This window comes from Chryseobacterium gleum (assembly GCF_900636535.1).
Lineage (GTDB): Bacteria > Bacteroidota > Bacteroidia > Flavobacteriales > Weeksellaceae > Chryseobacterium > Chryseobacterium gleum.
Genome location: NZ_LR134289.1, coordinates 3,428,736 through 3,440,512, shown reverse-complemented (window position 1 = coordinate 3,440,512; position 11,777 = coordinate 3,428,736). Strand labels below are relative to the sequence as shown.

9 protein-coding genes are annotated in these 11,777 nt (G+C 36.7%); 7 read left to right on the top strand and 2 right to left on the bottom strand.

The window, feature by feature from the left end:
* Positions 1–9 precede the first annotated feature (9 nt).
* Both EL165_RS15600 and EL165_RS15595 read right to left on the bottom strand, forming a co-directional pair.
* Entirely contained in the window at positions 10–2,835 is a 2,826-nt protein-coding gene (locus EL165_RS15600; protein WP_002981923.1) for a TonB-dependent receptor, read from the bottom strand.
* Positions 2,836–3,378: 543 nt separating this feature from the next.
* The gene (locus EL165_RS15595; RefSeq protein WP_002981921.1) at positions 3,379–3,948 is read right to left on the bottom strand and encodes a helix-turn-helix domain-containing protein; all 570 of its coding nucleotides are present in this window, start codon (positions 3,946–3,948) and stop codon (positions 3,379–3,381) included.
* A gap of 236 nt (positions 3,949–4,184) precedes the next feature.
* On the opposite strand from EL165_RS15595, the gene EL165_RS15590 reads away from it, so the two are divergent.
* From EL165_RS15590 to EL165_RS15560, 7 genes are all read left to right on the top strand, one after another.
* Positions 4,185–4,892, top strand: a complete 708-nt coding sequence (locus EL165_RS15590) for a response regulator transcription factor (RefSeq protein ID WP_002981919.1) — start codon at positions 4,185–4,187, stop codon at positions 4,890–4,892.
* 3 nt (positions 4,893–4,895) lie between these two features.
* Positions 4,896–6,308 (top strand): sensor histidine kinase, encoded by a 1,413-nt coding sequence (locus EL165_RS15585; protein ID WP_002981917.1) that lies wholly within the window; start codon positions 4,896–4,898, stop codon positions 6,306–6,308.
* Positions 6,309–6,533: 225 nt separating this feature from the next.
* The gene (locus EL165_RS15580; RefSeq protein ID WP_002981915.1) at positions 6,534–7,028 is read left to right on the top strand and encodes a hypothetical protein; all 495 of its coding nucleotides are present in this window, start codon (positions 6,534–6,536) and stop codon (positions 7,026–7,028) included.
* 28 nt (positions 7,029–7,056) lie between these two features.
* On the top strand, positions 7,057–7,884 hold the full coding sequence (locus EL165_RS15575) for a YoaK family protein (RefSeq protein WP_002981914.1): 828 nt from the start codon (positions 7,057–7,059) through the stop codon (positions 7,882–7,884).
* Positions 7,885–8,198: 314 nt separating this feature from the next.
* Complete coding sequence (gene mutL / locus EL165_RS15570) at positions 8,199–9,992, top strand: DNA mismatch repair endonuclease MutL (RefSeq protein ID WP_002981911.1); 1,794 nt, start codon at positions 8,199–8,201, stop codon at positions 9,990–9,992.
* Between the two features lie 5 nt (positions 9,993–9,997).
* The gene (locus EL165_RS15565; RefSeq protein WP_002981910.1) at positions 9,998–10,726 is read left to right on the top strand and encodes a rhomboid family intramembrane serine protease; all 729 of its coding nucleotides are present in this window, start codon (positions 9,998–10,000) and stop codon (positions 10,724–10,726) included.
* A gap of 9 nt (positions 10,727–10,735) precedes the next feature.
* Positions 10,736–11,725, top strand: a complete 990-nt coding sequence (locus EL165_RS15560) for an endonuclease/exonuclease/phosphatase family protein (protein ID WP_041461950.1) — start codon at positions 10,736–10,738, stop codon at positions 11,723–11,725.
* Positions 11,726–11,777 lie beyond the last annotated feature (52 nt).

Here is an 11,777-nt window from a genome sequence, read left to right as displayed (position 1 = left end):
GATAATGGTTTAGAAATTCAGTTTTATTCCAAGATTGAATCGTACTCCATAATATTCCACCTGTTCAGGACGGTCTTCGCTTTTTCCGAAGTGATAAATCAGTGGTTTGTTAAGAATATTGTTCACATCCGCATACAAAGTCAGGTATTTGGTAAACTGATAAGAACCTCCGAAATCCAGATTGCTGTATTTACCATAATAAGAATCGTTAATATCCTCCTCAGCATATTCTACCGCATATTTTCCTTTGTAGTTGTAAGCCAGTCTTGCATTGAATCCTTTTTTCTCAAAGAAAAGCTGTGCATTGTACAATTCTTTGGCCTGATAGGGAAGAGCTACTTTTCTTCCGCCTGGCTTTTCCATTTCAGAGGTCATGAAGGTAGCATTCAATTGTACTCCGAAATATTGTAGAAACCCTGGAAGGAAGTCAAATCTTTTATTAATTCCCAACTCAATTCCTCCTAGCCATGCTGCTTTTCCATTATTAGGAGCTGTGAATTGTACGCCGTTGATTCCGTTATAATTTCCGATAAAAGAGTCCTGGAAAATAGGATCAGTAATTGATTTATAGAAGACACCACCACTCAGAATCCCGACATTGGAAAAGTAATATTCTCCCATCAGGTCAAAATTCAAAGAATACGTAGGATTAAGATTTGGGTTTCCGCCTTTGAACTCATTGTCTGCTTCAATATAAGTTCCTCCCGGAGTCAGGTCGCCAAAATTAGGTCTTGAAAAAGTTCTTGTCGCAGCAAAGCGAAGATTGGTTTTATCGTTCAACGTATATTTTAAATGAATCATCGGAAGAACAGCCAGATAGTTTTTGGTATTTTCTACCGGTGTGAGGACGTTATCATTCACGCTGTATCCTCTTACTTTGGTATTCGTATTTGATAATCTGATTCCTCCTAAAATGATGATTTTATCATTCAGTTTATAGGTTGCCATTCCATAAGCATCCGCATGTTTCTCAAACACATCAAAGTTTCTTCCTAATGCTTTATTGTATTCCAATGCTTCAGAATCAGCACTGTTGATCTTCAGGTTTCCCTGATTCTGAAACCAAAACTGATTCATTCCATTGGTTGAAAGTACCGGACCGAAAGTATTGCCGATGTGGGCATTCATTTCGCTTAAATATTTCGGGCCGTTGGGCTGTGTTGTGATATATTGAGAATAATCCGACAGAAGAGGTGCTGTTCCGCTGCTCCAGTTGTAGAAAATATCGGAGAATTTTGCATTACGTTCCTTATCACGGTATTTAAAACCATATTTTAAAGTCAGTTTCTCAGAAACATTGATTTCATGGTTGAAAGCCGCTACGATTTTATCCTTTTCCTCTACAAAGACTTTATAAAATTCAAGATCTGTAAATCTCATCTGAGAAGCATCCATTTTAAAGTTCGGATCACTATAGAAACCAAATAAAGCATCCGGATTTTTATAATCTAATTTTCCACCGTCAGCTTTCCAATAAGCTCTCGGACCATTTCCATGATTTGAAATATAATCAGGATTGATGCCTACTCCAGATTGAGTGTACTTGATGACATAGTAAGAATTGTTCTGTTTATCAGGGATATTGCCGTACTTAAATTTGTTGTCATAATAAGAGAGATCCCAGTCGATTTTTCCTTTATTTAAGTTATGAACTGCTCCCAAAGAAACAGAAGTAAGTTCTGTTATCAGTAAATTGTGGATATTCTGAAGCTCCACTCTTGCGGTATTGTTCGCACTGCTGAACTTATCAAACCGGATTCTATGTTTGTAATGGGTCTCGTCATCCGATAAGGTACCATACATTCCTTTTAAATAGAAAGTTGTTTTTGGAGATAGTACGTATTCAAAAGCAGTATTGATTCCTGTTGTTTTTCTAACACCGTTATAATCACGAAGTTCCAGCCTGAAAACCCCTTCGTCACCACTTCTTCTTGCTTCAAAATTATCTGTAGACCAGTTTCTGATAAAATGCGCAAAGTTGAATAGATACCCGAATTTTTTATCCTTTGTTCTTCCTCCATATAAAAATCCAAGGTTGTAAACTCCTTTATCAGACTTTGCATTATAGCCGCTTCCTACAGTGGCTTTGAACTCTGTTTTCATCGGCGGCGTTTTGGTGATAAAATTGACACCGCCGCCTATACCGTCTGCTTCTATATCCGGAGTAAAAGACTTGTTTACATGTACATAGGAGATCAGTTCTGTAGGAAAGAAATCAAATGCTGTTGCTCTGGAAGTTGTTTCCTCCTCTGCGGTGGGAAGTCTGTTTCCATTAATGGTTGTGGATGCCCAGAATGGCGGAAGTCCTCTCAGGGAAACAAACCTTCCTTCTCCCTGGTCTCTTTCAATAGAAACTCCCTGTACACGCTGTACGGTTTCGGCTGCATTTCTGTCCGGCAGCTTTCCGATTCCGTCTGAAGCGATTACATTGGTAATGTTGATGGCATTTTTCTGAAGGTTTAAAGCTCTTGCTTCCGTATTTTTCAACGTTCCGGTAACGACAATTTCGTCAATATTTTTTCTGGGTTGGGATAGTTTGATAATTCCTAAGTCAAGCGTCTGTTCCGGTTTCAGATCAATAGTAATATCTGAAGATTCATATCCTATATAGCTGATTTGTAACGTGTATTGGCCTTCTTTAATATCGTTGATGGTAAATTTTCCTTCAATATCAGTCGTTATATTTTTTGATAAGCCTTTTATTTTGATGGTGGCCCCGGGGAGAGGCTGGCTGTCGTCAAGAACAGTTCCTATAATTAACTGTTGTTGCGCTGAAACAAAGACTATGAAACAGACAAAAACAAGGGTGAATAATTTCTCTAATTTTGTTTTCATTTTTACATATATTAAATTTTTTATGCAAATCACGCTAATAATTTTAATATATATAAATATTTTGTATTAAGTATTGTTTAACAAATAAGCACGGTTTGTTACGATTTTTTTACTTTAAAACCAATAGAAGTTAACCTTTGAAAATTCAATAAAACAAGCTTTAAAGTGACTGTTTCAAAGTTTTTAGTACTATATTTACCAAAAATAACAGGAGTAGAAACTAGCTGAAAAAAGGCTTATTTTAGTTCATATTTCGTTCATTTTACAAGAAAACCGAAAAACAAAAGTTGCATATTTGTAAACTTTTATGTGTTTCGGAAATCCAAAATTGAAGAATGATGTAAAAATTGGAATAAGATGTAAATGCAAAGTTTAATAATTATAACGCCAAATTATAAGTGTGCAAAGATTACGACGCTGTCGCTGATAAAGCGTTAGTATTATGCATACGCTTAGAAAGAATCAATGAAATTGATTCCATTCTTTGCTCCCTTAAAAGTATGAAGTTTAAATAGTAAAACTTTGCGTTAAAAAAGAATGCAGTTAAGCCGTATAAAAATAAAGAACAAGCATCACACAGCTCTCATTACTGATGCTTACCGGAACGTGAGGAAACTTACCGTTGAAATACAAAGAATCCCCTTCTTTTAAACTGACTTCTTCATTATCAATTACGTATTTTACTTCTCCTTTAAGGATATACTTGAATTCCCAGGCGTCCGTAATTACTTTTTCCCTTTTAGAATTAGGTTCAAGAGTCAGTAGAACGGCTTCAAATCCTAAAGAATGAAGACTTTTGCTGAAGATGTGCATATACCTGAACCCTTCTGCTTCTACTTCTTTTTCAATGACTTGCTGACTTTCTTTCGGAACATAAATGAATTTGGCGTTGGATTTTTTCTCAACCCCTTCAAAAAAATAACTGGCATCAATCTCCAGCGACTGGATCAAATCTAAGAGAACAGGAAGTGAAGGAATCGTTCTTCCATTTTCAATCCTGGAAACAAGACCATTGCTCACATTCGCTTTGAAAGCCAGTTCGTTGATGGTTAAATTATTCTTTTTTCTAATATCTTTTAATCTCTTGCCGATACCTATTAAAAAGTCATTCATACTGTGTGCAATTTAACCGTGATTATTTTTTCACCATTATATTAAGAACAAAGGTAATATTATTCTATAGAGTTTAGATAGGGGAAAGGAATCAATTCATTGAAAATTATTATTAAGACAGAACACGGTATCGTTAAAAGTGGTTTTGCAGATTTGCCGGTTCACGATCCTGCCATTAGGCTTCCTTTTCTCCCCAGGAAAATTTCCCTATTTTTGTAAAACTCCTTATTTCATTTATGAAAAAAATTATTCTTATCGAAGACGAGACCAGTGTGGTATCCTTTATTAAAAAGGGACTTCAGGAAAACGGATATGAAATTTCTGTAGCATTTGACGGCCGTACAGGAGTGCAGCTGGTGCAGGCTAATGATTTCGATCTGGTCATTTTAGACATTATGCTTCCGGAAATGAATGGTCTGGACGTGTGTAAAGAGATAAGAAAAACCAATCAGAGTGTTCCTATTCTGTTTCTGACCGCCCTGGGGACTTCTGAAAATATAGTTCTGGGACTGGAAAGTGGCGGAGACGATTATCTGGTAAAGCCTTTCAAATTTATTGAGCTGGTGGCTCGTGTTAAATCTTTGCTGAGAAGAAGCAACAACAATGGGCCACAGGAAATCGCTGAACCGGAGCCGGATAATGAACATGTATTTCAGTTTTCGGATCTGATCGTGAATGATTATACCAAGAAAGTAACACGCGGAGGAGAAGAGATTTCACTCACTTCCACAGAATATAAATTACTGCTGTATTTTTTGAATAACCCTGAAAAAGTAATTTCCAGAGCTGAAATTCTTGATGCGGTGTGGGGAGTAAATTATGAGCTAGGCACCAATGTGGTGGATGTGTACGTTAACTATTTAAGGAAAAAGCTGGATAATCAGGAAGATAATAAACTGATTCATACCGTGATAGGAATGGGCTATGTATTGAAAAAAGCATAATGAATGTTTAATAAAGTCATTACAAATCAAACCAAAACGATGGTGCTTTTAATGTTGGTTTTTACAGCCATCATTTTGCTGTTCAGTGGTTTGGTGTACTTTTCTATCGTTAATTTTTCGCATCAGAGATTTTATGAGCTGCTGAAAATCAGAACGGCAACGATTGTTCAGATCGAAAAAAGCAAGGATCATCTCGATCTTCCGGAAAACTATATTCTCAGCAACCTGAATGATGAGGAGCTTCCGATGGAAAAAGACTATGTTTTCGCCGTTCCCACCGATTCCAATTTCAAAAAAATATCCCAGGAAGTTCATATTCCGGACTATTTCTTTAAAAATATCATTAAAGAAGGTGAATCTAACTATAATGACAAAGAATTCTATTATATCGGCCAAAGCTTCAGGTATGATGATAAGGATTATATAGCGATAGCTTCTGCAAAAAACCATTATGTTGTCTACTATCTTGGATTTTTAAAAAGAACGCTGATTACGTGTATTGTACTTTCCCTGTTCTTCAGTATGATCTTTTCTTTTTATCTGTCTAAAACTTTATTCAGACCCATCTTAAAAATCACAGGAAAAGTAAAGGAAATAAGTTCTGAAAACCTTCATTTAAGACTGGAATCACAGCCTGATAATAAAGAGCTTAATGAACTGGTGGATACCTTCAATGATATGCTCAACCGTATTGAAACTTCCTTTGAAACCCAGAATCATCTGATCGGAAATGTTTCCCACGAATTGAGAACACCTCTTACTTCTATTATGGGAGAAGCAGATGTTGCACTATCGATCAGCAGAACAGCCGCTGAATACAAAGAAACCCTCGGAATTATTCTGGACGAAGCCGAAAAACTTGACAAGAAAATCAAAGCTTTGCTAATGATTGCCCAAACCGGATTCGACGGAAAGATCCAGAAAATGGATAAGGTGAGAATTGACCAGCTGCTTTGGGATGTCATTGAAACCCTGCGAAGAATTGATTCCCGAAATAATATTTTCCTGGATATCAGCATGCTTCCTGATAATCCAAAAAAACTTAAAGTTCAGGGAAACGAACAGCTCCTGCATCTGGCAGTGGCCAATATCATCAGTAATGGCTGTAAATATTCTGATTTTCAGCAGGTTAAAGTTTCTCTGGGTGCCACTGATACAGACGTTTATATCATCGTAAAAGATAATGGTATCGGAATTCCGGAAGTGGAAATGAATAAAATCTACGATCCGTTCTTCAGAGCGTCCAATACAAACAACTATGAAGGCTACGGCATCGGACTTCCGCTGGCGAGAAATATTGTCAGAATGCATCATGGTGAACTCATCGTAAGCTCGCATGAGAATCAGGGAACAACGGTGCAGATGCGTTTTCCGAATTTCTATACCATGCAGAAAGACGAAGAAGTCAAAGGGTAAACCAGAAGGACAATAAGCAAAATCGCAAACGGCAAATTTGCGAAAGGCTCTTTCACCTTTTACTCTTTCAATTTTTCGCTATATTAACTCCTCTTAACAATTTTCTAATCTCATTTTAATCTCTTTAATCACATTTTAATTCCGTTCCAAAGGTCTTCTAATACCGTCGTTCTAATTTTGTATCATCAAAAAAGATAAAAACACAAATACAAAATAATAAAGAACATGGCTAAAACAATTTTAATTGCAACAGATTATTCTCTTGAGTCATTAAATATATTGAAGAAGGTTCTTAAAGAGAAGGATGCGGCAGAAGATCAGAACCAATATAATATTCTTCTGACTTCAGGATATGATTCCGGAGATTCTATCAGGGATCTTTTATTCAGCACCAAAACATCGGTCTTCAATAAAATCAGGCCGAAAGAGTTTTGTGACGCCTTAGGCATTATCAGTAATAAATATCCTCATCTCATTAATAAAATCATCTGCGACATTTTTACTGGTAGCTTCCAGAGAACTTTTAATCAATATGTAAAGGCAGAAAATATTGAAGAAGCTTATTATTCTCCATCTATCATAAGCAAAGGAAAAGGAAAATTCGATCTGATTCCTTATATCAGAAAATGCAAAGAGCTTCAGTCTTATGAAATTACCATTGAAGCAAGAGAAAGACTTCCGGAAAAAGGCAGACTGGCAGAGATCTTTGTAGAAGTTTAAAAGTATACACAATTTAAAAAGATAAAAAATGTTAAGAAATTATAGTAACAGCAGGACACTGGGAGACAATATCAGGTTGGGGACGCTGACTGCCTTCACCGCAGGTACTATAAATATTGCTTCCCTGTTGATATTTCTCTCTTTTACATCGAACGTAACGGGACACTATGCTATTCTGGCAGCAGAAATCAGTAAAGGAAACTGGACCCAGGTAGCTGTAGTGGGAGCATGGATTTTCCTCTTCTTCTTTGGAAGCTTTGTATCCAACTTCATTGTCATCAATTTTAATAAGAAAAGTAAATATTTTGCCCATGCCATGCCGATTGTGCTGGAGATTATATGTCTTCTTTTTGTAGGAGTATACGGGCAGTTTTATTATCAGAAAACATTAGAAGAAACGGAATATCTGGTAGCATTGATGCTTTTTGCGACGGGACTGCAAAACGGATTGACAGCAAGTATTTCTAATTTCTCTGTGAAAACCACCCACCTTACCGGAACAACCACCGACTTAGGAATTCTGGTATCTATGTTTACCCAGAAAAAATACAGAAAAAACGGAGAACTGATCGGCAGAGCCAAACTTCTGATGAGTATTATGGTAGCCTATGTGATGGGAGCTGTATTTTCAGGACTTACTTATTACTATCTGGAATTCAGGGTGTTTTATGTGATCAGTATATGTCTGCTGATTGTCATCGGATATGATGCCTATAAAATTCACGTCCGTCACTTCAATACAAAATACAGATACAACAGGATCTACAGAAAGCCTAATATTTTTGCTTACCTGTATGAGAAAATTCATGGAGCTCCTAAAAAAGAGAAGAAAAGAAAACTTGTCTTTGAGGATTAAAAATAAAACACAAGCGATTAATTTTTTGTATAAACTAGCTGTAAGTGCCCTTATTTTATCATAAAATAGGGGCATTTTTTTTAAAAATAACTTCAATATTTAAATGTGATTGTTTTATATCCTTTTTTTCGTGAGGGTTGAAATAAAAATTTACGGATCAAACAATAAACTTGCTAACGCCCTTCATTACAAACATTAAAAAAATCAGTTGGGGATAAATAGGGAAAAATGTTGATAATTAAATATTAAATCACGGTTTTTGTATTTTAATTCCCGTTTTCATTGACTATTTTTGTAAGTTGATTTACGTTTTTATGTCAGATATTATTCAGCTTTTACCGGATCATGTAGCCAACCAGATTGCAGCAGGAGAGGTGGTGCAGAGGCCTGCATCCATCGTGAAGGAACTTTTGGAAAATGCTATTGATGCAGATGCAACGAAAATTGAACTGATCATCAGAGATGCCGGGAAAAACCTTATTCAGGTAGTGGATGACGGAAAAGGAATGTCCGAGACAGATGCCCGTATGGCTTTTGAAAGACATGCAACCTCCAAAATCAAAGGGACGGAAGATATCTTCAGAATTGCCACAAAAGGATTCCGGGGTGAAGCGCTGGCCTCTATTGCAGCGGTTTCACAGGTGGAGCTGAGAACGAAACAGAAAGATACTTCCATTGGAACAAACATTTATATCGAAGGTGGAGTCTTTCAGTTTCAGGATCCTGTTCAGACAGCAGACGGATCAAACTTTTTAGTAAAAAATCTTTTCTATAACGTTCCTGCAAGAAGGAAGTTTTTGAAAAATAATAATATTGAATTCAGACACGTTATTGATGAATTTCAACGTGTTGCATTAGCTCATGAGAACCTGGAATTTTCGCTGTTCCATGATGATGAAGCTGTTTTCAGGCTCAGAAAAGGAAGTCAGATGCAGCGTATTGTGGATGTTTTCGGAAGAAAGCTGCAGCCGCTTCTGATCCCTATTAAAGAAGACATTATATGGTGTAAACTGCATGGTTTTGTTGCCAAGCCTGAAGGTGCGAAGAAAGCAAGGGGCGAGCAATTCCTTTTTGTGAATGGAAGGTATTTCAGAAGTCCGTACTTCAATAAAGCAGTGCAGGAGGCTTTTGAAGGGCTTCTGCAACCGGGATATGTGCCTTCATTTTTCCTTTTCCTGGAACTGGATCCGGAGAAAATTGATGTCAATATTCATCCGCAGAAAACAGAAGTGAAGTTTGAGGATGAGCATCTTATCTTTGCCTTGCTTCGTTCAACCATCAAAAGATCTCTGGGGATTTACAACGTGTCTCCAAGCCTTGATTTCGACAGAGATCCGGAACTGGATGAAATGATGAATAAACCGATTCCCAGCAAAAGTAACAGCGGTGGAAGCGGAAGTGTCATTAAAATGCCTGAAATTATTGTAGACAAAGATTATAATCCGTTCCTGGAAGAAAAAAATGTAGTGCATCCGGAAGAAATTCAGAACCTTACGGAAATGTATCATCAGAATATTACAGCAGAACCTTCAAAAATCAATTTATTTGAAGATGAAGATTTTGATGAAGATCTTATGAGGCTTCCAAACGGCTATTGGCTTTTTAACAAAGGAGATGTGACGCTTATGCTGGATCTTGGAAGAATGCACAGGCTTTTGATATCTGAAAGCAACAAATCTGTCAGAAAATCAAGTACAAACAGCCACGCTCTTCTCTTTTCTCTGGAGTATCATATGAATGAGATTGAGAAGACAAAATACAATGCGATTAAAAAATATCTTCCGGAATTAGGGTTTGACATGAAAATTGCTCATGAAAGTGTACTTCGCATAGATTCACTTCCGGAAGGGTTAAAAGAAACCCAGGCGATGAAGTTTCTGGAAAACCTTTTTGAGATCCTGGATTACAAGACGGAAGAAGAATTCATGCAGTATTACCATAATCAATGGAATAAAATGCAGTCTAAGTCAAGATTTGATTTTATTTATAAAAAAGATGCGGAACAGCTTATCAAAGATTTTACAGCATTAGGCTTCCCGGAATTTTTACCGGATGGCAAAAGATGCTTTTATGAGGTTCCGTTTAATGACTTTAAAAACAAATTTTAAAAATTATGTTTAACAATATACCGCCCATTACAAGGAATATTATTATCATCAATGTTGTAGTATTTATTTTGACTTACTTCATGGGAAACCAGATGATTGGCTATCTTGCGGGCTTTTATCCTTTCTCACCATTTTTCCATTCATGGCAGATTATTACTCATATGTTCATGCATGGAAGTATTATGCATATTTTATTCAATATGATGACACTCTTTAGTTTTGGGCCAATTCTGGAACAAACCTTAGGTGACAAAAAATATTTGCTTTTGTATTTTGCAAGTGGCTTAGGTGCATTTTTTCTTTTTAATGCATGGAATTTTGTTGAGGTTCAACAACTTTCCCGTGAACTGGAGCAGCTAGGATTCAATGTAAATGCTTATTTGTCCGGAGCAAGTGTTGAATTTGCAGGAAATACGAGCTCTGTTCTTAAACAGAAAGAATTACTGGAAAGTTTAAAAGCTATTGTTGCTACCCCAATGGTAGGTGCTTCCGGCGCTATTTTCGGAGTAGTCGCTGCATTTGCCACATTATATCCGGATGCGAAAATTGGGATTATGTTTATCCCGGTTCCTATGAAAGTAAAGTACCTGTTACCTGTTATTGTTGTGATTTCAATATATCTTGGGGTTTCAGGAAACGGCGGAGGCATTGCCCATCTGGCTCACGTAGGTGGTGCTCTGGTAGGATGGCTGTTAGCTCTAAACTGGAAAAAACACCTGTACCGGTTCAATTAAAATAATGTTGTGAAGATTTTCCGACTCATAGTATTGATTATCCACCTGGGAATTTTATTTCTATTGTTGGGTACCTTGTTAAATGCCTATGTACCACCAAAGATTTTTCCGTGGTTTAATCTGCTTTCTTTAGGGTTTCCGGTACTTATTATCTTGTATTTTATTCTGACCATATTCTGGATATTCAGCTGGAAAAAAAGAGCATTTGTATTTATGTTTGCCGGATTGGCTTTCATAAATCCTGTAAAAAGATGGGTTAATTATTCTGATCAGAAAGGAAACGCTGACATAAAGGTTGTTTCTTTCAATACAAGGGCAGGCGGCAGAGGAAACGAAGGGGTCGGGCCATACCTGAAATCTCAGGATGCTGATGTTTTTCTTTTACAGGAAGATGCAGGTATTAAATACCATTTTGATGGTTATCAAAAAGCAAATCCCGGAGGGGGCTTAACCATTCTGACCAAACATAAAATCATTAAACAGCAGATTATTGATCCACAAGATGAAGACGTAAGAATTCCCGGTGTGCTGGCTGATATTGAAATTAAAGGCAGGACCTATAGGTTCATTGATGTCTATCTCAATCCTTTTCGGTTTGAAAAAGACATGGTGAAACTTAATGGAGATACTGATACCGACGAACAAAAAATAAAAGATGTTATTAAAAGACTCATCCCCACCTTTAAAAAACATCAGGATCAGGTAGCGCTTATTCGTGAAGCCATTGAAAATTCTCCTTACCCTGTTATTCTTGCAGGTGATTTCAATTCTGTACCGAATTCTTATGAATATTACCATTTATCAGACGGACTTGAAGATACATTTTTAACAGCCGGAAAGGGAAGTGCAACGAGTTTTCATGATTATAAATTTCCAATCAGGATCGACTATGTTTTTTCTTCAAAATCTTTAAAGGCAATATCTTACAAAGTTGACCGTTCTGTAAGTATTTCAGATCATTATCCTGTCATTGTAAAATTTTCTTCAGAAAGTAAATAATCATAAAAATAGTTAAAATTTTTATGCTTGGTAGGATTTTTGTTGAAAGAAA

Coding starts and splice junctions, on each gene's coding strand:
- EL165_RS15600 (WP_002981923.1), bottom strand. CDS start 2,835: ATGAAAACAAAATTAGAGAAATTATTCACCCTTGTTTTTGTCTGTTTC.
- EL165_RS15595 (WP_002981921.1), bottom strand. CDS start 3,948: ATGAATGACTTTTTAATAGGTATCGGCAAGAGATTAAAAGATATTAGA.
- EL165_RS15590 (WP_002981919.1), top strand. CDS start 4,185: ATGAAAAAAATTATTCTTATCGAAGACGAGACCAGTGTGGTATCCTTT.
- EL165_RS15585 (WP_002981917.1), top strand. CDS start 4,896: ATGTTTAATAAAGTCATTACAAATCAAACCAAAACGATGGTGCTTTTA.
- EL165_RS15580 (WP_002981915.1), top strand. CDS start 6,534: ATGGCTAAAACAATTTTAATTGCAACAGATTATTCTCTTGAGTCATTA.
- EL165_RS15575 (WP_002981914.1), top strand. CDS start 7,057: ATGTTAAGAAATTATAGTAACAGCAGGACACTGGGAGACAATATCAGG.
- mutL (WP_002981911.1), top strand. CDS start 8,199: ATGTCAGATATTATTCAGCTTTTACCGGATCATGTAGCCAACCAGATT.
- EL165_RS15565 (WP_002981910.1), top strand. CDS start 9,998: ATGTTTAACAATATACCGCCCATTACAAGGAATATTATTATCATCAAT.